This window comes from Clavibacter tessellarius (assembly GCF_001618005.1).
GTDB classification, from domain to species: Bacteria; Actinomycetota; Actinomycetes; order Actinomycetales; family Microbacteriaceae; genus Clavibacter; species Clavibacter tessellarius_A.
In genome coordinates this window covers 201,976-222,565 of the sequence record NZ_LQXA01000035.1, presented here as the reverse complement: position 1 = coordinate 222,565, position 20,590 = coordinate 201,976, and the positions used below count along the sequence as shown (strand labels likewise).

At 72.6% G+C, this 20,590-nt stretch carries 21 protein-coding genes and 1 tRNA gene; 9 read left to right on the top strand and 13 right to left on the bottom strand.

Going from position 1 to position 20,590, the window contains the following annotated elements:
* Positions 1-12 precede the first annotated feature (12 nt).
* The 3 genes from AWH51_RS09965 to AWH51_RS09955 form a co-directional block, all read right to left on the bottom strand.
* Complete coding sequence (locus tag AWH51_RS09965; protein ID WP_063071904.1) at positions 13-1,578, bottom strand: sugar transferase; 1,566 nt, start codon at positions 1,576-1,578, stop codon at positions 13-15.
* A 140-nt stretch (positions 1,579-1,718) separates the two neighbouring features.
* The gene (locus tag AWH51_RS09960; RefSeq protein ID WP_063071903.1) at positions 1,719-2,006 is read right to left on the bottom strand and encodes a hypothetical protein; all 288 of its coding nucleotides are present in this window, start codon (positions 2,004-2,006) and stop codon (positions 1,719-1,721) included.
* Between the two features lie 119 nt (positions 2,007-2,125).
* Positions 2,126-2,329 (bottom strand): cold-shock protein, encoded by a 204-nt coding sequence (locus AWH51_RS09955; protein ID WP_012038298.1) that lies wholly within the window; start codon positions 2,327-2,329, stop codon positions 2,126-2,128.
* 278 nt (positions 2,330-2,607) lie between these two features.
* Here AWH51_RS09955 and AWH51_RS09950 point away from each other — a divergent pair, with 278 nt between their 5' ends.
* Positions 2,608-4,278 (top strand): bifunctional 3'-5' exonuclease/DNA polymerase, encoded by a 1,671-nt coding sequence (locus tag AWH51_RS09950; protein ID WP_063071902.1) that lies wholly within the window; start codon positions 2,608-2,610, stop codon positions 4,276-4,278.
* Between the two features lie 74 nt (positions 4,279-4,352).
* Here the strand turns inward: AWH51_RS09950 and AWH51_RS16285 are convergent, their stop codons facing one another.
* On the bottom strand, positions 4,353-4,535 hold the full coding sequence (locus AWH51_RS16285) for a hypothetical protein (protein ID WP_063071901.1): 183 nt from the start codon (positions 4,533-4,535) through the stop codon (positions 4,353-4,355).
* 105 nt (positions 4,536-4,640) lie between these two features.
* On the opposite strand from AWH51_RS16285, the gene AWH51_RS09940 reads away from it, so the two are divergent.
* Positions 4,641-5,495, top strand: coding sequence for a DUF1684 domain-containing protein (locus AWH51_RS09940; protein WP_063071900.1), 855 nt, complete (start codon positions 4,641-4,643; stop codon positions 5,493-5,495).
* 43 nt (positions 5,496-5,538) lie between these two features.
* Here AWH51_RS09940 and AWH51_RS09935 read toward each other — a convergent pair whose 3' ends face one another.
* The gene (locus tag AWH51_RS09935) at positions 5,539-6,126 is read right to left on the bottom strand and encodes a helix-turn-helix transcriptional regulator (protein WP_063071899.1); all 588 of its coding nucleotides are present in this window, start codon (positions 6,124-6,126) and stop codon (positions 5,539-5,541) included.
* 269 nt (positions 6,127-6,395) lie between these two features.
* Between AWH51_RS09935 and AWH51_RS09930 the strand changes: the two genes are divergently transcribed.
* Positions 6,396-6,914 (top strand): DUF3145 domain-containing protein, encoded by a 519-nt coding sequence (locus tag AWH51_RS09930; protein ID WP_012038303.1) that lies wholly within the window; start codon positions 6,396-6,398, stop codon positions 6,912-6,914.
* Positions 6,915-7,132: 218 nt separating this feature from the next.
* A complete protein-coding gene (locus AWH51_RS09925; protein ID WP_063071898.1) occupies positions 7,133-8,575 on the top strand; it encodes an O-antigen ligase family protein in 1,443 nt (480 codons plus the stop codon).
* A gap of 102 nt (positions 8,576-8,677) precedes the next feature.
* On the opposite strand, the gene AWH51_RS09920 is transcribed toward AWH51_RS09925, so the two are convergent.
* The 6 genes from AWH51_RS09920 to aceE all read right to left on the bottom strand — a co-directional run bounded on the left by AWH51_RS09920 (position 8,678) and on the right by aceE (position 16,375).
* Entirely contained in the window at positions 8,678-9,919 is a 1,242-nt protein-coding gene (locus AWH51_RS09920) for a beta-ketoacyl-[acyl-carrier-protein] synthase family protein (protein WP_063071897.1), read from the bottom strand.
* A 79-nt stretch (positions 9,920-9,998) separates the two neighbouring features.
* On the bottom strand, positions 9,999-10,247 hold the full coding sequence (locus AWH51_RS09915) for an acyl carrier protein (protein ID WP_012038305.1): 249 nt from the start codon (positions 10,245-10,247) through the stop codon (positions 9,999-10,001).
* 50 nt (positions 10,248-10,297) lie between these two features.
* Complete coding sequence (locus tag AWH51_RS09910; protein WP_063071896.1) at positions 10,298-11,311, bottom strand: beta-ketoacyl-ACP synthase III; 1,014 nt, start codon at positions 11,309-11,311, stop codon at positions 10,298-10,300.
* A gap of 31 nt (positions 11,312-11,342) precedes the next feature.
* Positions 11,343-12,263 (bottom strand): ACP S-malonyltransferase, encoded by a 921-nt coding sequence (locus tag AWH51_RS09905; protein ID WP_063071895.1) that lies wholly within the window; start codon positions 12,261-12,263, stop codon positions 11,343-11,345.
* Positions 12,264-12,357: 94 nt separating this feature from the next.
* Positions 12,358-13,632 (bottom strand): PucR family transcriptional regulator, encoded by a 1,275-nt coding sequence (locus tag AWH51_RS09900; protein WP_063071894.1) that lies wholly within the window; start codon positions 13,630-13,632, stop codon positions 12,358-12,360.
* A 16-nt stretch (positions 13,633-13,648) separates the two neighbouring features.
* A complete protein-coding gene (gene aceE / locus AWH51_RS09895) occupies positions 13,649-16,375 on the bottom strand; it encodes a pyruvate dehydrogenase (acetyl-transferring), homodimeric type (protein ID WP_063071893.1) in 2,727 nt (908 codons plus the stop codon).
* A 226-nt stretch (positions 16,376-16,601) separates the two neighbouring features.
* Between aceE and AWH51_RS09890 the strand changes: the two genes are divergently transcribed.
* Positions 16,602-17,075: a peroxiredoxin gene (locus AWH51_RS09890; RefSeq protein ID WP_063071892.1), complete on the top strand. Its 474-nt coding sequence runs from the start codon at positions 16,602-16,604 to the stop codon at positions 17,073-17,075.
* An 18-nt stretch (positions 17,076-17,093) separates the two neighbouring features.
* Here the strand turns inward: AWH51_RS09890 and AWH51_RS09885 are convergent, their stop codons facing one another.
* On the bottom strand, positions 17,094-17,783 hold the full coding sequence (locus tag AWH51_RS09885) for a DUF1345 domain-containing protein (RefSeq protein ID WP_063071891.1): 690 nt from the start codon (positions 17,781-17,783) through the stop codon (positions 17,094-17,096).
* A 91-nt stretch (positions 17,784-17,874) separates the two neighbouring features.
* Between AWH51_RS09885 and AWH51_RS09880 the strand changes: the two genes are divergently transcribed.
* Positions 17,875-17,947 (top strand) — tRNA-Val (locus AWH51_RS09880).
* Here the strand turns inward: AWH51_RS09880 and AWH51_RS09875 are convergent.
* A complete protein-coding gene (locus AWH51_RS09875; protein WP_081235034.1) occupies positions 17,907-18,560 on the bottom strand; it encodes a TetR/AcrR family transcriptional regulator in 654 nt (217 codons plus the stop codon). The genes AWH51_RS09880 and AWH51_RS09875 overlap by 41 nt on opposite strands.
* An 85-nt stretch (positions 18,561-18,645) precedes the next feature.
* Here AWH51_RS09875 and AWH51_RS09870 point away from each other — a divergent pair, with 85 nt between their 5' ends.
* The 3 genes from AWH51_RS09870 to AWH51_RS09860 are packed head-to-tail and all read left to right on the top strand — an operon-like array spanning position 18,646 to position 20,578.
* Positions 18,646-19,293, top strand: coding sequence for a biotin transporter BioY (locus tag AWH51_RS09870; protein WP_063071890.1), 648 nt, complete (start codon positions 18,646-18,648; stop codon positions 19,291-19,293).
* On the top strand, positions 19,290-19,976 hold the full coding sequence (locus tag AWH51_RS09865; protein ID WP_063071889.1) for an energy-coupling factor ABC transporter ATP-binding protein: 687 nt from the start codon (positions 19,290-19,292) through the stop codon (positions 19,974-19,976). Before AWH51_RS09870 ends, AWH51_RS09865 begins: the two co-directional genes overlap by 4 nt.
* Positions 19,973-20,578 carry an energy-coupling factor transporter transmembrane component T gene (locus AWH51_RS09860; RefSeq protein WP_063071888.1) on the top strand — a complete coding sequence of 202 codons (606 nt, stop codon included), beginning with the start codon at positions 19,973-19,975 and terminating at the stop codon, positions 20,576-20,578. The genes AWH51_RS09865 and AWH51_RS09860 overlap by 4 nt, the downstream gene beginning before the upstream one ends.
* Positions 20,579-20,590 lie beyond the last annotated feature (12 nt).

Here is a 20,590-nt window from a genome sequence, read left to right as displayed (position 1 = left end):
AGCCGGGCCCGCTCAGTACGCCCCCTCGCGCTGCAGCACGGCGCGCGCCGTCTTCCAGAGGATCACCAGGTCGCCCACGATGGACCAGTTCTCCACGTAGTAGAGGTCGAGCCGCACGCTGTCCTCCCAGGAGAGGTTCGAGCGGCCGCTCACCTGCCACAGCCCGGTGATGCCGGGCTTCACGAGGAACCGACGGTGCACCTTCATCTCGTACGTCTCCACCTCGCGGGCGAGCGGCGGCCGGGGCCCCACGAGCGACATGGTGCCGTTCAGGACGTTGACGAGCTGCATCAGCTCGTCGAGGCTGTAGCGCCGGAGGAACCGCCCGACCGGGGTGACGCGGGGATCGTCCTTCATCTTGAAGAGCACCGAGTTGCCGGCGTCCCGGCTCTGCTCCTGCAGGTCGAGCAGGCGCGCCTCCGCGTCCGTCACCATGGTGCGGAACTTGAGCATGGGGAACGGGCGACCGTTGATCCCCACGCGCTCCTGGCGGAACAGGACCGGGCCCGGGGTGCTCAACCGGATGGTGGCGGCGATCGCGAGGAAGAGCGGCGACGCGAACACGAGGATGAGCACGCTCGCGACGATGTCGAAGGCCCTCTTGGCGAAGAGCTTCGTGCCCTCGTAGCGCGGCGTCTCCACGTGGATGAGCGGCAGGCCGGCGACAGGTCGGGTGTGGATGCGGGGGCCGCCGATGTCGGTGAGGCTCGGCGCGACCACGAGGTGCTGCCGTCCGGGCTCCAGCGACCAGCTGAGCTCCCGGATCCGCTCCGGCGCGAGCTCGTCGTTGCTCGCGATGACGATGGTGTCGGCGTCGACGGCGCGCATGGCGGCCGGGAGGTCGTCGAGCTTGCCGAGGACGGGGATGCCGGTGCCGGGGAGGGTGGCCGCGATGACGCCCGACGGGATGCAGGCCCCCACCACGAGGTAGCCGGCGTAGGGCTGGCGGGCGAGCTCCCGGGCGAGGAAGCCGGTCGAGGCCTCGGATCCGATGAGGAGCACGCGGGAGGAGTAGCGACCCTTCGCGCGTTGCACGTTGAGCCACTGCCGCCACATCCAGCGGCTGAGCACGAGGGTCACGAGCCCGAGGGGCAGCGCGAGGATGATGTAGCCGCGCGCGAAGTCGATGCGGCCGAGGAACGCGACGATCGCGACCATGCCGAAGAGCCGGACCGTGGCCGAGAGGATGAGCCGGTACTCCTGCGGTCCCGTGCCGAGCACCCGGTAGCCGCGCGTGCCGTAGATGCCGAGGGCGAGCATCCAGCAGGCGACGATGACGATGGAGATGAGGGAGTAGCTGACGGTGACGCCGTCGTAGTCGCCGTTGAAGGCGACGTCGGAGGTCGTCACGCCGAACCAGGCGATCTGCACGCCGAATACCACCCAGATGAGCACGAGGAGGTCGGTGATCACGAGGCCGAACGCGTAGGTGCGACGCCAGTCGTTCGCGCGGGCGCCGTCGGCCGCGGTGACGGGCCCGACGTCGGGACGCGTGCCGCGCGCGGCGCGCTCCTCCGGATGCGACGGGGAGCCCGTGTCCTGAGCATCCGGTCCGTGCGTCGCCCTCTGTCCGATCACTGTCCCCCCAAGCCGATGGTGCGTCCCCCTGAGGCGTCATCGGCTCCAGGATCCGAGACTACAGGCGAACCCCTCGCATGCCCGGCGGCATGGCGCTCTCCGGACGGGAGCACAGCGATCCGCGGACGCGGATCACGGGGTCAGATGCGCGTCCACGTGCCGCCGTCGCGGCGCGTGATGCTCGCCCGCGGGACGGCGACGAGCTCCGCGGTCCGCGCCCGGACGGCTCCGGCGACGCGCTCGGCCATGGCGTCGTCGTCGGCGGTGAAGCGGACGGTGAGGCGGGCCTCGCCCCGCACGACCTGGATGTCGTTCGCCTCGAGCGTGGCGCGCGCGGCGGCCTCGCGGGCGGCGGCCGGCAGCACGTCGGCGGGATCGGCGCCCGGCCGCAGCGCTCCGACGGTCATGGTGATGCGGTAGGAGGGCACGGCCCCATGATCCCCCACGCCCGGAGCCACCCGTTAACGGGAGAACGGCTCCGACCGCATGGTCGGAGCCGTTCCCGGAAGCTCAGCGTGCGTCGCCCACCAGGGGTGGGCGGGTGGCGTTAGAGCGGGCGGATGTTCTCAGCCTGGGGACCCTTGGGGCCCTGGGCGACCTCGAACTCCACCTTCTGGTTCTCGTCGAGCGACTTGTAGCCGCCCGTCGCGATCGCGGAGTAGTGAGCGAACACATCCGCGGTTCCGTTGTCGGGAGCGATGAAGCCGAAGCCCTTTTCAGCGTTGAACCACTTGACGGTGCCTGTTGCCATGACGAAATTTCCTTCAAAAAGAGATGCATCGATCCCGGGACCCGGGACCGCAGGTCGTCTGCCCCTCTGACACGACTCCGGCGGACCGGGCGGATCTCGAGGACCTGACGACTTGTGAGCAACCCTAGCGGGTACCGCGGCGCAAAAGGGGGATGCGGGCAGATTCGCGTGCGGTGTTTCCCTGCATTACGCGGTGGAGGGGCCGCATCCCGGACCGCCGCGATCCGGATCCCGCCTCCGGGGACGGCGGCGTCGGAGGCGGCCGCCATGATGGGGGAGTGCACATCCTGGTCGCGAGGACGCCCGACGGCGTGCGGCTCGTCGACCTCGACGCGACGAGCCGGGTCGTCGCCGCCCGCGACGTGGCATCCGCCGACTGGCCGCGCGTCGCCGCCGAACGCGAGCGCTCCACCGACCCGCCGCGCTGGGTCTTCGACGACACCCGCACCTGGGCGCGCCCGCTCCTCGCCGCGGGCGTCCGCGTCGCGCGGTGCCACGACCTGCGGCTCTGCCACGCGATCCTCCGCCTCTCCACCCTCACCGCGGACAGCGCCCTGGCGCGCACGCCGCCCGGCCCGTGGGACCGCCCCGCGGGCATCGAACGCGACCCGGCGCAGGGCGAGACGCTCTTCGACGACCTCGACGCGGCCGAGGGGCGATCCGCCGACGAGCTCGTCGCCGAGCTGCGTCTCCAGCTCGCGGCCGTCGCCGGCAGCGCCGCGCCCGGACGGCTGCGCCTGCTGCTGGCGGCGGAGTCCGCCGGCGCCCTCGTCGCGGCGGAGATGGAGCACGACGGCCTCCCGTGGGACACGGCCGTGCACGACGCGCTCCTCGTCGACGCGCTCGGGCCGCGCCCGGCGCCCGGCGGCACTTCTCCGGCGCTGCTGCGCCTCGGCACGAGGATCCGGGAGATCCTCCGCGCCCCGGACCTCAACGTCGACAGCCCGCCCGACGTGCTCCGCTCCCTGCGTCGCGCCGGGATCGACGCCTCCAGCACGCGGCAGTGGGAGCTGCAGGAGATCGACCACCCGGTCATCGCGCCCCTCCTGGAGTACAAGAAGCTGTCCCGCCTGCTCACGGCCAACGGCTGGACGTGGATGGAGACGTGGATCCGCGACGGCCGCTTCCACCCCGGCTACGTGCCGGGCGGCGTGGTCACCGGGCGGTGGGCCGCGAGCGGGGGCGGCGCGCTGCAGCTCCCCAGGCAGATCCGCTCGGCCGTGCGCGCGGATCGGGGGTGGCGCCTCGTGGTGGCCGACGCCGCCCAGCTCGAACCCCGGATCCTCGCCGCCCTCGCCGAGGACCGCGCGATGGCCGATGCGGGCCGGGGCACGGACCTCTACCAGGGGCTCGTCGACGCCGGCGTGGTCGACACCCGAGCGCACGCCAAGGTCGCGATGCTCGGCGCCATGTACGGGGCCACCTCCGGCGAGAGCGGCCGGTTGATGCCGCGCCTCGTCCGCGCCTACCCGCGGGCCACCGGCTACGTGGAGCAGGCGGCTCGGGTGGGGGAGAGCGGCGGCATCGTCAGCACCCGGCTCGGCCGCTCCTCCCCGCCTCCCACCGACGCGTGGCGGGACGTCCGCCAGCGCGGTCAGGGCGCCGAGGCGTCGCCGGCCGACGCCGCCCGCGCACGCACCTCGGCGCGCGACCAGGGCCGCTTCACGCGGAACTTCGTCGTCCAGGGCTCCGCCGCCGAGTGGGCGCTGAGCTGGCTCGCCGGCCTGCGTCGACGGCTCGCCGCGCTCGAACGGCCCGGGTCCCGTCCGCACCTCGTCTTCTTCCTGCACGACGAGGTCATGGTCCACGCACCCGACGACCGCGTCGACGAGGTGCGCGACGCCGTGACCGAGGCCGCCGCGGAGGCCGGGCGCCTGCTCTTCGGCGATGCGCCGGTCGACTTCCCGGTCACGATCGCGGTGGTCGACGACTACGCCCAGGCCAAGTAGCGCCTCCCCGTCCGCATGCGACGACGCCCGGTCCCTCACGGGGACCGGGCGTCGGGTGGAGCGGTGGGCAGGAATCAGCCGCCGGAGCCGACGTCGCCCTCGTGGTCCTCGCCCTCCGAGGTGTTGCTGCCCGAGCCGTCGGGCGTGGATCCCGCGGACCCGCTCTCCTCGGTGATCGAGGAGGACTCCACGTGCTCCTCGGTGTGCGTCGTCGTGCCGTCGTCGTCGGTCGAGGTGCTCTCTCGGTCTGTGCTCATGCCCCGACCGTACGCCCGCCTCCCGCGCGGGGGAACCCCGCCGACGACGACCGATTCGGCCCGCGTCGACTTGGCCGCCGACCTCCTGGCGGCGAGGATGGGGGCATGACCGATCCCGTCGCCCCCGTCGCCCCCGCGCCCACCGATCCGGCGGAGGTCCTCGCCGTCTTCCGCGCGCGTCGCGAGCAGATGGTCGTCCTCCCGCAGGGCAACCTGGCCCTCGTCAACACCCAGTGGATCTCGCACGATGCCGCGCCGCAGCCCGTCTACGGCATCCCAGGCACCTGGTCGCCGCTCGAGCCCGGGTCCTCCGGCCTGCGCGTGCACGCGTCCCCATCGGACGGGCTCATCGTGGACGGCGTGCTCGTGGACGGCGAGGCGGTCGTCCGCGGCCGCGACGACGCGGCCCCCTCCACCGTCGTCGCGAGCGACACGGTCTCCGCCTTCGTCATCGCGAGCGAGGAGGGCACCTACGCGCTCCGCGTCTGGGACGCGCAGAGCGAGGCGATCCGCGACTTCGGCGGCATCGACGCGTTCCCCTACTCCGAGGAGTGGGTCGTGACGGCGGACTTCACGCCCATCGAGGGCGGACGCGCGATGGGCTTCGAGCATCTCAAGGACGACGGGGCGACCAAGGACAAGGTGGTCCCCGGCGAGATCACGTTCACCAAGGACGGCGTGGAGTACTCGCTCGCCGCGTTCCGCGAGGGCCGCGCGCTCCTGCTCGTCTTCTCCGACGCCACGAGCGGCGAGTCGACGTACGGGGTGGGCCGCTTCCTGATGGTGGCGCCCTCGCCCGACGGCACGATCACGCTGGACTTCAACCGCGCCTACCTCCCGCCGTGCGCGTTCAGCTACAACTTCAACTGCCCGATGCCGCCGAAGCAGAACCGCTTCGCCGTGCCCATCGAGGCCGGGGAGAAGAACGTGCTGGCCAAGGACGGCGGCCTCCTGCACTGAGCCGCCCTCGGGACCTGCTCCGCGGCCCTACGGCTGCGCGGCCTTACGGCTGCGCGTCGCGTCGCGCGGGTCGACCGCGTCGCGGGGCGGCGGCGAAGCCCGTCGGTCGGGTGCCCGCGGCACCGGCGTCGAGGATCCGACGCTCGGCCGCGTCGAGCCAGGCGAGCCGCGCGGTCAGGGCGGCCTCCACCGCGTCCGCCGCCAGGGAGACGGCGAGCGGGACGTCGGTGTCGTGCGCCTCGCGGGACAGCGCGAGCTCGCGGGCGTCCGCGAGCGAGCGCTCGCGTTGGGCACGGACCAGGGCGCCCGCGTCCGCGCCGGGCAGGGACAGCGCGAGCGCGACCTTCACGAGCAGCTCGTCGCGCGTCGCCGGCGGCCCGATCGTCTCGTCCAGCCACGCGCCGACGTCCGCTCGGCCCTCGTCCGTGATCGTGTACGGCACGTGCCCGGCCTCGTCGGTCGTGCCCTTCACGACGAGGCCGTCCCGCTCCAGGCGGTCGAGGGTGTTGTAGATCTGACCGACGTTGAGGGGCGCCGCGGTCCCGGTGCGAGCGGTGTACTCCGTGCGGAGCTGGTACCCGTAGCACGTGCCCTCGGTGAGGATCGCGAGGAGGGCGTGCCGCACCGACATGCGTCCTCCGCCCCCGGCCCGGCGGGCCGCCCCCTGGAGCATAGGCATTCCCGGCATGCACGCCCGGGGGACCCGCCGCCGTCCCCGGCGCCCGATCGCCCGGATGACGTCTCCCTCGGCGCGTCGCGTCCGCGATGTTGCCGATCCCCAGGATCACCCGCCATGATGAGGACCGTCGGCGTCCGCGCCGGCCGCACCGGCAGGTGTGGAGCTCGTCCATCGCACGCAGATCGTTGGGGAAGACGCATCTGATCGGATGGAGGAGACCCATGGAAGCACCCGTCGCCAACTCAAGACCGGCTCGAGGAGTGCTCTACGTGCACTCCTCTCCTCGCGCGCTCTGCCCCCATGTCGAATGGGCAGCGGGTCGCGCGCTCGGTCATGCCGTGAACTTCACCTGGGATCCGCAGCCCGTGCTGAAGGGCGCGATGCGCGCGGAGTACTACTGGGAGGGCCCGGAGGGGTCCGGCGCCGCCATCGCCAGCGGCCTCCGCGGGTGGGAGCACCTGCGCTACGAGGTCACCGAGGACGCGGGTCCCGGCCGGGACGGGGGCCGGTGGATGCACACGCCCGACCTCGGCGTCTTCTTCGCCCAGACCGACACGGCGGGCAACACCGTCATCCCCGAGGACAGGATCCGCTACGCCCTCGACGTCGCCGGCTCCAACACCCTGGAGCTGCACCGCGAGCTCCGCCTCGCCATGGGACAGGCCTGGGACGACGAGCTCGAGGCGTTCCGCCACGCGAGCGACTTCAGCCCCGTGGTCTGGTTGCACAAGGTCGGCTGACCCGTACGCGCGGCGGGCGCCTCCTCCCGTCCGCCGCCGAACGACGCCGACCGCCCGGCCCGACGGCGCCGACGGTGCGTGATAGGTTCCACGTGAAGAGACCGGGGGGCCTCGCCGGCGATGCTCGGGGCACGCGGAGCGCAGTCCGACCGGATGGCTTCGCGGGCAATCCCTCCTACCGGACGTGCGACGAGCACAGCGAGATCGGCGACGACACCATGCGGGAACGACTCTCGACCCGAACCGCCGGCCTGGCCGGCCTCTCGAGCCCGGCCCTCGTGCTCGGCTGCGCCCTGTGGATCCTCGGGTCGACGTACGTCCTCGCCTGGGACCCGTTCGTCGGCACCGCCGTCGGGCTGGCGCCGATCGTGCTGTTCTTCATCATCCGCAACTCCGTGGTCCGGTTCCTCTTCGTCGTCGTCGGAGGCCTGCTCGTGCTCGGCTCGAGCGGCGACCTGAGCGCCAACAAGATCGTCTACGCGGGACTGCTCGTCGTGTGCGCCGCGGTGTCCGTGGTGCGCCTCATCGCCTCGCCCCCCTCGTACGCGCGCCACTTCAAGTCGCTGGTGTGGGTCGGACTGGCCCTGCTCGCGATCGTGAGCCTGAGCTTCCTCGCCTCACCCGAGGGCTCCGACCTGGGCACCTTCGGCCGGCAGGCGATCTTCTACCTCCTCATCGTGCTGGGTCCGGTCATCGGGCTCGACGCCGGACGCGACATCCCGCCCCGGATCACGTACCCCCTCGTGGGTGTCCTCGGACTCGTGGCGGCCGTCGGATTCGCCTTCGACTGGCTCGACCGGCGGGGCGTCACCGCCCTCTCCACGGGTCGGTTCATCCTCTCGAGCCTGATGCTGCCGTCCTTCGCCTTCGCGCTGGCGCTCGTCATGGTGTTCCACGCGGAGAAGCGGCTGGCGCGCATCCTCTGGCTGGTGCCCGTCGTCGGGATCCCCATCGCGATGCTGATCACGGGCACGCGCACCAACCTCATCGTGTTCGCGGCCGTCTTCGCCGTCCTGGGCCTCCAGCGGAGCATGCGCGTGCCGCCGGGCAAGATGCTCGGGCTCCTCGTGATCGGCGGTGTCCTGGCAGGTCTGGTCTTCCCGATCGTCGCCTCCGTGGCGATCGCGGATCCGGACTTCCTGCAGAGCCGCATCCGGGCGTCCCTGACCGTCCTCAACGGCCAGGGCGGTGCGGACCAGTCGTATGCCATCAGGCAGAACGCCTACGTCGTGGCCACGGGCCTCATCGACAGCAGCCCGGTGTTCGGCATGGGGCTCGGCTACACCATCCCCATCGTCCTCGACACCCCGCTCCTGACGGTCGTCCGCCTGGGCTGGCTCGGCACGGCAGCCGTCGCGGCCTTCATCGCCGCGATGGGCTGGTCGATCTGGAAGGCCACGCGCGCCATGGGCCCCTCTCCCGCCACGACCGCGTGGTGGGGCCTGCTCCTGGTGATGCTCTGCAACATCCCCTTCGGCACGCCGCTCGAGGACCGCGGCTTCGGATTCACCCTGCTCCTCGCGACGGTCGCGATCGCGAGCGGCCTGCACGCGAAGACGCTGCAGGGGACGCCGTCCGCATCCGACGAGGAACCGGCCGCCATCGCGCACCGCCTGACACCCGGTCCGGCGGGGAGCACCGGGATGCGGATGCAGGCCTGACCCGTCAGCGCGTCCCGCGAGAGTCCCGGTCATCTTCTCCGGGCACCGCACGCGAAGAGGCCCCGACCTGCTGGTCGGGGCCTCTTCGCGTGCGGTGGCGGGCTAGACGCTGCGGAACGCGATGACCGCGTTGTGCCCGCCGAAGCCGAACGAGTTGCTGATCGCCAGCAGGTCGCCGTCGCCGAGGGGACGCGGCGACGTCACGACGTCGAGCCGGATGTCGGGATCCAGCTCCGTGAGGTTGATCGTCGGGGGAGCGGTGCGCTCGGCGAGGGCCTTCACCGTGAAGACCGCCTCGATCGCGCCGGCGCCGCCGAGCAGGTGCCCGGTGGACGCCTTCGTCGCGCTCACGGGGATGCCGTGCACCGCCTCGCCGAACACGCGCTCGAGCGCCTTGTACTCCGCGATGTCGCCGACCGGCGTGCTGGTCGCGTGGACGTTGATGTGCGAGACGTCGCCGCGCGAGTAGCCCGCGCCCTCGATGCTCGCGATCATGGCGCGCGCGGCCGCCGTCCCCTCGGGGTCGGGCGCCGTGATGTGGAACGCGTCGCTGGTGACCGCGCCGCCGACGAGCTCCGCGTAGATGCGGGCCCCGCGCGCCATGGCGTGCTCCTCGGTCTCGAGCACGAGCGCGGCACCGCCCTCGCCGAGGACGAAGCCGTCCCGCGAGATGTCGTAGGGACGCGAGGCGCCCGCGGGGTCGTCGTTGCGCTTCGAGAGGGCCTGCATCGCCGCGAACGACGCGATGGGCAGCGGGTGGATGGAAGCCTCGGAGCCGCCGGCCACGATGATGTCCGCGCGGCCCGCCTGGAGGTGCGCGTAGGCGCTGGCGATCGACTCGGTGCTCGACGCGCAGGCGGAGACGACGGTCTGGATGCCGGCGCGCGCACCGAGGTCCATGCCGACCGCCGCGGCCGGTCCGTTGGGCATGAGCATGGGGACGGTCATGGGGAGGACGCGGCGCGGGCCCTTCTCGCGGAGGGTGTCCCAGGCGTCGAGCAGGGTCCACACGCCGCCGATGCCGGTGGCCCAGTCGACGGCGAAGCGCAGCGGGTCGACCTCGGGGGATCCCGCGTCGGCCCAGGCCTCACGCGCGGCCGTGAGGGCGAACTGGCTGGACGGGTCGAGGCGCTTGGTCTCGATGCGCGCCATGACCTCGGAGGAGGGCACCTTCGCCTGGCCGGCGAACGTCACGGGGATGTCCCACTTCGCCACCCAGTCCTGCTCGAGGGTGGTGATGCCCGACTCGCCGCGGAGGAGCGCCTGCCAGGTCTCCTCGGCGGTGCCGCCGAGGGGCGACGTCGCGCCGATGCCGGTGACGACGATCTTCTTGGGGGTGGTCATGCGTGGCGTCTCCTCGACGTCGGGAACAGGGGAGGGGGATGGCCGGCCCCGAGGTCGGGGCCGGCCATCCTCCGCGCGGTCAGGACTGCGCGTTGGTGATGAACGTGACCGCGTCGCCGACGGTCTTGAGGTTCTTGACTTCCTCGTCCGGGATCTTCACGTCGAACTTCTCCTCGGCGTTGACGACGATCGTCATCATCGAGATCGAGTCGATGTCCAGGTCGTCGGTGAACGACTTGTCCATCTCGACGGTGTCGGTGGCGATCCCGGTCTCGTCGTTGACGAGCTCGGCCAGGCCGGCCAGGACTTCTTCGGTGGACAGTGCCATGTGTATCTCCTCGTGGTTCGTGATGACCGGAACAGCTTATGGGGCGGGACTCAGGGCAGGACGACGACCTGCGCGCCGAACACGAGTCCGGCGCCGAATCCGATCTGCAGGGCGAGGCCGCCCGAGAGCGACGGGTCCTCCTCGAGCAGGCGGTGGGTGGCGAGCGGGATGGAGGCGGCCGACGTGTTGCCGGTGGTCTCGATGTCGCGCGCGATGGCCACCGTATCCGGAAGGCCGAGCTGCTTGGCGAACTCGTCCACGATGCGCATGTTCGCCTGGTGGGGGATGAACGCGGCCAGCTGGTCAGCCGTGATGCCCGCGCGGTCGAGCGCCTCCTTGGCGACCTTGGCCATCTCCCAGACCGCCCAGCGGAAGACCTTCTGGCCGTCCTGGCGGAGGGTGGGCCACGCGGACCCGTCGCGCATGCTCTTCAGGGTGCCGGTCATGCCGACGGCGTCCCAGTTGGAGCCGTCGGAGCCCCACACGGTGGCGGAGATGCCGGGGGTGTCGCTCGGGCCGACGATCGCAGCGCCCGCGCCGTCGCCGAGCAGGAACGAGATGGAGCGGTCGGTGGGATCGACGATGTCGGACAGCTTCTCCGCGCCCACCACGAGCACGTACTCCGCGAGACCCGAGCGGATGAAGGAGTCCGCCTGCGCGATGCCGTACGTGTAGCCGGCGCACGCGGCCGAGATGTCGTAGGCGGGCGCCGGGTTCGCGCCGATGCGGTCGGCGAGGAGCGCGGCCATCGACGGCGTCTGCACGGTGTTGCTCACCGTGGAGACGAGGACGATGCCGATCTGCTCGGGCCGGATGCCGGCCTTCGCGATGGCCTCGAGCGAGGCGGTGGTCGCGAGGTCGACGGCGTCGACGTCCGCGCCCGCGCGCTTGCGGGTGACGATGCCGGTGCGCTGGCGGATCCACTCGTCGGACGAGTCGATGGGCCCGACGAGGTCGTCGTTGGGGACGTCGAGCTCGCCGCGGGCGGCGCCGAGGCCCCAGATGCGGGTGAAGCGCTCGACGACGGGCGCGGTCTGGATGGTGGGGCGGGGCTGGGCGGTCATGTGTCCCTGTTCGGTGTCGGGTGCGGCGGGATCAGGCGTGCGCGTCGAGCATGTCGATGGCCGCCGGGAGGTCGTCGGGCGTGGAGAGCGCGAGGGTCGGCAGCCCCTTGAGGCCGCGCTTGGCGAGTCCGGTGAGGGCGCCCGCGGGAGCGACCTCGATGAGCCCGGTGACGCCGGCGGCGTCGAAGGCCTCCATGCAGAGGTCCCAGCGCACCGGGCTCGCGACCTGGCCCACGATGAGGTCGAGGTAGGCGGCACCGGAGTCGACCCGGCTGCCGTCGCGGTTCGTCCACACGGGGAAGCGGGGGTCGCGGGGCGCGAGCGGGGCGACGGCGTCTCGGAGCGCGTCCACCGCGGGCGCCATGTGGTGGGTGTGGAAGGCCCCCGCCACCTGGAGCGGGATGACGCGCGTCCCCCGGAGCGGCTCGGCCTGGAGGGCCGCGAGGGCCTCCGGCTCGCCGGCCACGACGATCTGGCCGCCGCCGTTGTAGTTGGCGGGCTCCAGGCCCAGCTCCGCGAGCCGCGCCAGGATGGCGTCCTGGTCGCCGCCCACGACGGCGCTCATGCCCGTGCGCGTGGTGGCCGCGGCCTCGGCCATCGCGTCGCCCCGCGTGCGGACGAGGGCCATGGCCTCCGTGTCGGTGAGGATCCCGGCGCCCGCCGCCGCCGTGATCTCGCCCACCGAATGCCCGGCGATGCCGGCCACGTAGGCGTCCCGGCCGTCGGCGAGGAGCGCCCGGAGGGCCATGATGCCCGCCGCGACGATGAGCGGCTGCGCGACGGCGGTGTCGCGGATGGTGTCCGCGTCGGATGTGGTGCCGTGCAAGACGAGGTCGAGCCCGGCCGCGTCGCCGAGCTCGCCGAGGAGCCGGGCGTGATCGGGGTGCTCCAGCCACGGGGAGAGGAATCCGGGCTTCTGGGAGCCCTGGCCGGGGCACACGACGATGATCATCCGTCCATCCTCCCAGCGTGCGCGAGCCGCGTCGGAGTCGAGGTCCTACAGAGGATCCTCCACGACGTTGTGACGAGGCCACACGATCGGCGGGTCACCGGGCCGCCTGGCGCTTCGGCCGCGTCCGACCGGGCGTCTGCTGCTTGGGCACGACGGTCCCCGCCTCGGCGATGCTGCCGATGATGAGCGCCGCCTGGAGGATGAGCGCCTCGCGGGCCCCCGTCGCATCCCAGCCGATGACGTCCGACACGCGCTTCAGGCGGTACCGCACGGTGTTCGGGTGCACGAACAGCTCCCGCGCGGTCGCCTCGAGCGACCGACCGGTGTCGAGGTAGCACCACAGCGTCGCGAGCAGCTCGGTCGAGTGCGCCTGGAGGGGCTTGTAGATGCGGTTGATGAGGGTCGAGCGCGCGAGCGGATCGCCGGCGAGGGCGCGTTCGGGGAGCAGGTCGTCGGCGAGCGTCGGTCGCGGGGCGTTGCGCCAGGAGCGCGCGACGGCGAACCCCGCGAGGGCGGCCCGCGCGCTGCGGGAGGCCTCGACCAGGCTCGGCACCTCGTGGCCGAGCACGAGGTGGCCGTTCCCGAACCCCGGCTCGAGCTGCGTGGCGATCTCGAGGAACGCGACCCGCGTCGCCTCCGCCTCCGGGACCTCCGGATCCGCCACCGCGGGCGACGCGCGCCCGATCACGAGCACGAGCCGGCTTCCCTGCACGCCGATGAGGACGTCGGCGTCGAGGTGCCGCGCGGTGCGCCGGAGCTGGTCGACGTCGAGCACGGGGGGCGCCGTGCCGACGAGGACGGACACCTCGCCGTGTCCGTGCCACCCGAGGGCGGCGATGCGGGACGGCAGCTCGTCGTCGTACTCGCCCGAGAGGATGCTGTCGACCACGAGCGCCTCGAGCCGAGCGTCCCAGAGGCCCCGGGCCTCGGCGGCGCGGGCGTACACGTCGGCCGCGGCGAAGGCGATCTCTCGGGAGTAGAGCAGGATCGCGTCCCGCACCGTGCGGTGGCGGTCGCGGACGCGATCCTCGACGACCTCCACGGTGACGCGGATGAGCTGCAGCGTCTGCTGCAGCGTCACCGAGCGCAGGAGCTCGCGCGGCGCCGCGCCGAAGACGTCCGCCGCGATCCAGGGCGTGGAGTCCGGGTCGTCGTACCAGTGGATGAACGACGTGATGCCGGCCTGCGCCACGAGCCCGACCGCGGACCGCCGCCCGGGCGGCATCGCGCCGTACCAGGGCAGCGTGTCCTCGAGCCGCTTGAGCGTCGCGCTCGCCAGCTCGCCCGAGAGGGACCGGAGCCACGTCAGCGTCTCCGCCTTCGTCTCCCCGGTCTCCACGTCGGTGTCGTGCCGGTCGCTCGTCGTCACGTCAGGTCGGCGCAGCTCACGCCTCGCCGCCCGCCGATCCGGTCGTGCCGGCGGTGACGTCCAGCAGGCGGTACTTGTCGATCGCCCACTTCGGCGCGTCCCGGTCGACCTTGCCCTGCTTGGCGAGGCGCTGCAGCGTCTTCACGACCATCGACGGGCCGTCGATCGCGAAGAAGCGGCGGGCCGCCGGACGCGTGTCCGAGAAGCCGAAGCCGTCGGCGCCGAGCGTCGAGTAGTCGCCGGGGACGAACTGGCGGATCTGGTCGGGCACCGCGTGCGAGAAGTCGGTGACCGCGACGAACGGGCCCTCGGATCCGCGGAGCTTCTCCTCCAGGTACGGCACGCGCTCCTCGGAGTGCGGGTGGAGCAGGTTGTGCTCCTCGGCCGCCAGGCCGTCCCGGCGGAGCTCGCCCCAGGACGTGACGGACCAGACGTCCGCGGACACGCCCCAGTCGTCGGCGAGGAGTTGCTGCGCCTCGAGGGCCCACGGGACGGCGACGCCGGAAGCCATGAGCTGCGCCTTCGGGCCGTCGACCCAGCCGTCCTTGAGCTTGTGGATGCCGCGGACGATGCCGTCCACGTCCACGCCCTCGGGCTCGGCCGGGTGGATGATCGGTTCGTTGTACACCGTGAGGTAGTACATGACGTTCGGGTCCTCGTGCTCGCCGCCGTACATGCGCTCGAGGCCGGTGCGCACGATGTGCCCGATCTCGTAGGCGTACGCCGGGTCGTAGGAGACGACCGCGGGGTTGGTTGCCGACAGGACCAGCGAGTGGCCGTCCGCGTGCTGCAGGCCCTCGCCCGTGAGCGTGGTGCGGCCGGCGGTCGCGCCGATGAGGAAGCCGCGCGCCATCTGGTCGCCCGCCGCCCAGATCGCGTCGCCCGTGCGCTGGAACCCGAACATCGAGTAGAAGACGTAGATCGGGATGAGCGGCTCGCCCTGCGTCGAGTACGTGGTGCCGAGGTTCGTGAACGCCGCCAGCGCGCCCGCCTCGTTGATGCCCACGTGCACGATCTGGCCCTGCGGGCTCTCCTTGTAGGACAGCAGCAGCTCGCGGTCGACCGACGTGTAGTGCTGGCCGTTCGGGTTGTAGATCTTCGCCGTCGGGAAGAAGGCGTCGATGCCGAACGTGCGGGCCTCGTCCGGGATGATCGGGACGACGCGGTTGCCGAAGTCCTTCGCGCGGATCAGGTCCTTGAGCAGCCGGACGAACGCCATGGTCGTGGCGATCTCCTGCGTGCCGGAGCCCTTCTTGGAGATGCGGTAGGCCGAGTCGTCCGGCAGCGAGATGGCCGTGTGCTTCGTGCGGCGCTCGGGGGAGTACCCGCCGAGCGCGCGACGGCGCTCGTGCATGTACTGGATCGCCTCGTCGTCCTGGCCGGGGTGGTAGTACGGCGGCAGGTACGGGTCCTCCTCGAGCTGGGCGTCCGTGATCGGCACGCGCATCTCGTCGCGGAACTGCTTGAGGTTGTCGAGCGTGAGCTTCTTCATCTGGTGGGTCGCGTTGCGGCCCTCGAAGCTCGGGCCGAGGCCGTAGCCCTTGACGGTCTTGGCGAGGATCACCGTGGGCTGGCCCGTGTGCTCGCTGGCCGCTTTGAAGGCCGCGTAGACCTTGCGGTAGTCGTGGCCGCCGCGCTTGAGGTTCCAGATCTGGTCGTCGGTGTAGCCCTCGACGAGCTTCGCGGTGCGCTCGTCGCGCCCGAAGAAGTTCTCGCGGATGTAGGCGCCGCTCTCGGCCTTGAAGGTCTGGTAGTCGCCGTCGGGCGTGCGGTTCATCAGCTCGAGGAGCGCGCCCTCGGTGTCGCGGGCGAGCAGGTCGTCCCACTCGCGACCCCAGACGACCTTGATGACGTTCCAGCCGGCGCCGCGGAAGAAGCTCTCGAGCTCCTGGATGATCTTGCCGTTGCCGCGGACGGGTCCGTCGAGGCGCTGGAGGTTGCAGTTGATGACGAAGTTGAGGTTGTCGAGCTTCTCGTTCGCCGCCACCTGGAGCTGTCCGCGGCTCTCGACCTCGTCCATCTCGCCGTCGCCGAGGAAGGCCCAGACCTGCTGGTCGGAGGCGTCCTTGATGCCGCGGTTGGTGAGGTACTTGTTCGCCTGCGCCTGGTAGATGGCGTTGATGGGGCCGAGGCCCATCGAGACCGTGGGGAACTGCCAGAACTCCGGCATGAGGCGGGGGTGCGGGTAGGACGACAGCCCACCGCCCTCGTGGCTCTTCTCCTGGCGGAACCCGTCGAGCTGGTGCTCGCTGAGACGTCCCTCCAGGAAGGCGCGCGCGTAGGTGCCGGGGGAGGCGTGGCCCTGCACGAAGACCTGGTCGCCACCGCCCGGGTGGTCCTGGCCGCGGAAGAAGTGGTTGTAGCCGACCTCGTACAGGGCGGCGGAGGAGGCGTACGTGGCGATGTGCCCGCCGACCGCGATGCCGGGACGCTGCGCCCGGTGCACGGTGACGGCCGCGTTCCAGCGGATCCACGCGCGGTAGCGGCGCTCGAGGTCCTCGTCACCGGGGAAGTCGGGCTCGTTCTCCGGCGCGATGGTGTTGATGTAGTCCGTGGTCGGGACCATCGGCACCCCGAGGTGCAGCTCCTTCGAGCGCTTGAGGAGGCTGAGCATGACGTCGCGCGCGCGACCCCGACCCTGCGTCTCGACGAGCCCGTCGAGGGACTCGTTCCATTCGGCGGTCTCTTCCGGATCGCTGTCGGTGTGGTTCACCGAGTACGGATCCTGGTCGTTGACAGTCACCCTCGACCTCTTCCTGTGGTGTGCAGACATCGTCTTCGGTGCCACGGGGCTCGAAGGGTGCGAGACCGCGCGTACGCCGAGGGCAAGCCTACCCATGCGGACCGACGGTCACCGACGGCGGCCGGGAGCGGCGCGGCGGCGACGCTGGACATCGCGGGACCCCGGCGTAGGATCGGTCCTCGTGCCAGACAGGGGACATCTGCCGGCACGGAAGGAACCGCACCCCATGGCCCTGGCCAACGACACACAGGCTCCCGACTTCGAGCTCGCCAACCAGTTCGGAGAGCGGGTCCGGTTGAGCGAGTACCGCGGTCATCGCGCGGTCGCCCTCGTCTTCTTCCCCCTGGCGTTCTCCGGGACGTGCACCGGCGAGATGTGCCAGCTCGAGGAGAACCTCGGCATGTTCGCGGACAGCCGCGTGGAGCTCATCGGCATCAGCGTCGACAGCAAGCACACCCTGCGGGCCTGGGCCGAACAGCAGGGCATCGACTTCCAGCTCCTCGCCGACTTCTGGCCCCACGGCCAGGTCGCCAAGGAGTACGGCGTGTTCCTGGAGGGGAAGGGCTTCGCCAACCGCGCGACGTTCCTCATCGACACGCGGGGCATCATCCGCCGCAGCTTCATCACGGCTCCGGGCGAGGCGCGCGAGCTCGACGCCTACCGCTCCGCCATCCGCGACCTGGCTCTCGTCCCCGCCTGATGCCGTCGTCGCCCGCCGTCAGCTGAGGATGTTGACGGCCCGGGCGATGACGAGCGCGAGGATCACGAAGCCCGCGAACGCCTGCAGCGCCATGAGGCCCTTGGCCCGGTGCGACAGCGGCATGACGTCGGTGGGGCTGTACGCCATGGAGTTCGTCAGCGAGAAGTACGCGTAGTCGACGAAGCCCGGCACCCAGTCGGCGTGCTCCGACGACCGTCTGGCCACCTCGGAGACGGCCCCCGCGTCCTCGTCCTGGGGGAAGCGGAAGTCCGCCGGCGCGAGCGACGCCCGGGCGTGCGCCCGGCGCGCGACGGGGCCGCCGCGGTCCATCTCCCAGTAGACGAGCGCGAAGGCCAGCATGTTCGTCGTCCACACCTGCAGCGCCGTCAGGAGCAGCTCCGGACCCGCCTCCGAGGCGTCGACGAGGGCCACCACGAGCACCACGAGGCTCACCTGGTTCGCGACGAGCAGGAGACCGCCGAGGGCGAGGCCGAGCCCGCGCGACCAGGCGGTCTCCCGATCGAGGCGGCGCGGGTTGAGCACGACCAGCGGGACGAGCAGGGCGACGGCGGCGACGACCACGGCGATCCGCACGCCCGGGGGCACGGCGGTCGGCGCAACGCCGTAGAGCGCGACCGCGGCGAGGAGGCCGGCCGCAGCGGGCCAGCGGGATTCCGCGACCGTGCGGCGCGAGGGGTGGGTGGGCACGGGGGAGAGGCTACGGCGCTCCCCGTCCCCCGAGCGGGGGCGCGCCGACGCGGTCGGCTAGCATGGCGGGGCGCCGGATCCCCGGCCGCCCGGGCCCTTAGCTCAGTTGGTAGAGCGCCACGCTTACACCGTGGATGTCGTCGGTTCGAGCCCGGCAGGGCCCACCCCGGATCCCGTCTCCCGCCCGCGGAGCGACGCCAGGCCGCGCACCAGCAGGTCGATCCCGAAGTCGAAGCCGTCCCGCGCGTCGCCCCCGCGGTGCTCGTCGGCCGCGATCACCCCGAGGCGGGCGAGCTGGGTCCGCTGCTGCTCGTGGGTCACGTGGCCGAGCACGAAGTGCAGGAGCGCGTCCGCCGCGCGATCGGCGGCACCGGCGGCGAAGCCGGCACCCGCGACCGCCGCCGCGAGCGCGTCCCGGGCATCCGCCGCGCCGAGGCCCAGGGCCGTCGTGCTGGCGACGACCTCGGCGCCGTCGCGGTGCGCGAGGAGCGCCAGGCGCAGCGCGGACGCCTGGTCGCGGATGGCCGCCGTGGCGTCGCCCGGGGCGTCCGCGCCTCCGCGGTGCCGCGCCGCTCCGGCCACGATGCGGTCGGCCACCGCCGCCAGGAGGGTCTGCTTGTCCGGGTAGTGCCAGTAGAGCGCGCTCGGCTGCACGTCGAGGGCGGCGCCGAGCCGGCGCATCGTGAGGTCGGGGAGGCCGTGCTCGTCGAGGAGCCGGAGGGCCGCCGCGGCGACGTCGTCGCGGGTGAGACGCCTCCCGCCGCGCGCGTCCGCCATGCGCTCACTATAGTGAACGGCGTTCAGGAGCCGGTCCGGCTCCCGCTGCCGACGACCTGCCGTCGCGCCGATCCGAAGGATGCCCATGACCCCGTCCTCCCTCCCCGCCCGGGGCTTCGAGCGCGCGGAGCGCACGCCCCGCGTCGACGCCACCGACCTGGCCCGGGTCGCGGTCCTGGCCGCCGTGATCGCGGTGCTCGGGCTCCCCGGCGGCATCAGCGTGCTCGGCGGCGTGCCCATCACCGCGCAGACCCTGGGCGTGATGCTCGCCGGCGCGATCCTCGGCCCGTGGCTCGGCGCCCTCTGCATCGTCGTGCTCCTGCTGCTCGTCGCCGTCGGGCTGCCGCTCCTGTCCGGCGGCGCCGGCGGGCTCGGGGTGTTCGCCGGGCCGAGCGCGGGGTACCTCGTCGGCTGGATCCTGGGCGCGTTCGTGATCGGGCTCGTGGTGCACGCGGGAGGGCGACGACCCGTCGCCTGGCGCACGGCGGTCGGCATGGTGGCCGGCGGCATCCTCGCGATCTACGCGGTCGGCATCCCCGTGCAGAGCGCGGTGACCCGCCTGCCGCTCGGCGAGACCGTCCTCACGAGCCTGGTGTTCCTGCCGGGGGACGCGATCAAGACCGTCATCGCGACGGGGATCGTGATGACCCTGGTGCGCGGCTACCCGCGCGCCTTCCGCCGCCGCGCCGGCTGGACCCGGGCCCGCGACGCGCGAGCGGTGCCGACGACGTGACGCCTCCCGCCCTGCGGCTCGAGGGCGTGGGCGTCCGTCTGGGCGACGTCGACGTGCTCGCGGACGTGACCCTCGACCTCGACGCGCGGACGGTCGCCGTGGTCGGCGAGAACGGCTCGGGCAAGAGCACGTTCGCGCGGCTCGTCGGCGGGCTGGTGCGGCGGGACGCGGGCGACCTCCGCGTGCTGGGCCTCGATCCGGAACGCGACGCCCGCGAGCTGCGGCGACGCGTGGCCCTGGTGTTCAGCAACCCGGACGCCCAGATCGTGATGCCGACCGTGCGCGAGGACGTGGCCTTCTCGCTGCGGCCCGAGCGGCTGTCGCGGGCGGAGTCGGACGCGCGCGTCGACGCAGCGCTCGCGCGCTTCGGGCTCGGCGACCTGGCCGACAGGTCCGCGCACGACCTGTCCGGCGGCCAGAAGCAGCTGCTCGCCCTGACGGGCGCGTTCGTCCGGGGGCCGGAGCTGGTGATCGCCGACGAGCCGACCGCGTACCTCGACGCGCGCAACGCCCGTCGGGTCGCCGACCACCTGTTCGAGGACGGGCACCGGCTCCTCCTCGTCACGCACGACCTCGCCGCCGCGCAGCGCTGCGACGCCGCCGTGCTCTTCGCCGACGGGCGGGTGCGTCGGGTCGGGCCCCCCGCGGAGGTCGTCGCCGAGTACGAGGCGATGCTCGCATGACGGCGGGACCCTCGGCGGGACGCCTCGCCCGCATGCCCACCGGGCCCGAGCTCGTGCTCGTCGCGTTCGTCGTGCTCGGCGTCTCCGTCCTCCCGTCCACCTGGGCGGGAGCCGTCGCCGCCCTCGCCATCGCCATCGCCTGCTACGGCGCGGCCGGACTCGGCGACGGAGCGCTCGGGCTGCGGGCGCTGGGGCGCCAGGTGCGGGCGACGAGGTGGATCCTGCTGTTCACGCTGGTGAGCCAGCTGGTCCTCCTCGGCGTCGAGCCGGCGGTGTCGAACACCGCGCGCATCGCGGCGGCCATCGCCGTCCCGGGCCTCCTCATGCTGACGACCTCGACGACGGAGATCCTCGACGCGGTGGAACGGGGCCTCCGACCGGCCCGGCGGCTCGGGCTCGACTCCGAGCGGGTCGCGCTGCTGCTCGCGGTCACCGTGTCGACCGTGCCGGTGCTCGCGCGCCTCGCACGCGACGTGCGGGACGCGCAGAGGGCCCGCGGCGGGCGGACGGGCATCACGACCTCGGTCGTCCCGTTCCTCGTCCTCGCGCTGAAGCACGCCGACGACCTGGGCGACGCCCTGGCCGCGCGCGGCGTGCGCTGACCCTGCGGACGG

What these genes read in the sequence shown, in the direction of transcription:
- AWH51_RS09930 (WP_012038303.1), top strand. Translation starts at nt 6,396, where the DNA reads ATGGAAGCACCCGTCGCCAACTCAAGACCGGCTCGAGGAGTGCTCTAC.
- AWH51_RS16285 (WP_063071901.1), bottom strand. Translation starts at nt 4,535, where the DNA reads ATGAGCACAGACCGAGAGAGCACCTCGACCGACGACGACGGCACGACG.
- AWH51_RS09890 (WP_063071892.1), top strand. Translation starts at nt 16,602, where the DNA reads ATGGCCCTGGCCAACGACACACAGGCTCCCGACTTCGAGCTCGCCAAC.
- AWH51_RS09910 (WP_063071896.1), bottom strand. Translation starts at nt 11,311, where the DNA reads ATGACCGCCCAGCCCCGCCCCACCATCCAGACCGCGCCCGTCGTCGAG.
- AWH51_RS09860 (WP_063071888.1), top strand. Translation starts at nt 19,973, where the DNA reads ATGACGGCGGGACCCTCGGCGGGACGCCTCGCCCGCATGCCCACCGGG.
- AWH51_RS09920 (WP_063071897.1), bottom strand. Translation starts at nt 9,919, where the DNA reads ATGACCACCCCCAAGAAGATCGTCGTCACCGGCATCGGCGCGACGTCG.
- AWH51_RS09915 (WP_012038305.1), bottom strand. Translation starts at nt 10,247, where the DNA reads ATGGCACTGTCCACCGAAGAAGTCCTGGCCGGCCTGGCCGAGCTCGTC.
- AWH51_RS09870 (WP_063071890.1), top strand. Translation starts at nt 18,646, where the DNA reads ATGACCCCGTCCTCCCTCCCCGCCCGGGGCTTCGAGCGCGCGGAGCGC.
- AWH51_RS09925 (WP_063071898.1), top strand. Translation starts at nt 7,133, where the DNA reads ATGCGGGAACGACTCTCGACCCGAACCGCCGGCCTGGCCGGCCTCTCG.
- AWH51_RS09875 (WP_081235034.1), bottom strand. Translation starts at nt 18,560, where the DNA reads ATGGCGGACGCGCGCGGCGGGAGGCGTCTCACCCGCGACGACGTCGCC.
- AWH51_RS09940 (WP_063071900.1), top strand. Translation starts at nt 4,641, where the DNA reads ATGACCGATCCCGTCGCCCCCGTCGCCCCCGCGCCCACCGATCCGGCG.
- AWH51_RS09905 (WP_063071895.1), bottom strand. Translation starts at nt 12,263, where the DNA reads ATGATCATCGTCGTGTGCCCCGGCCAGGGCTCCCAGAAGCCCGGATTC.
- AWH51_RS09935 (WP_063071899.1), bottom strand. Translation starts at nt 6,126, where the DNA reads ATGTCGGTGCGGCACGCCCTCCTCGCGATCCTCACCGAGGGCACGTGC.
- AWH51_RS09955 (WP_012038298.1), bottom strand. Translation starts at nt 2,329, where the DNA reads ATGGCAACAGGCACCGTCAAGTGGTTCAACGCTGAAAAGGGCTTCGGC.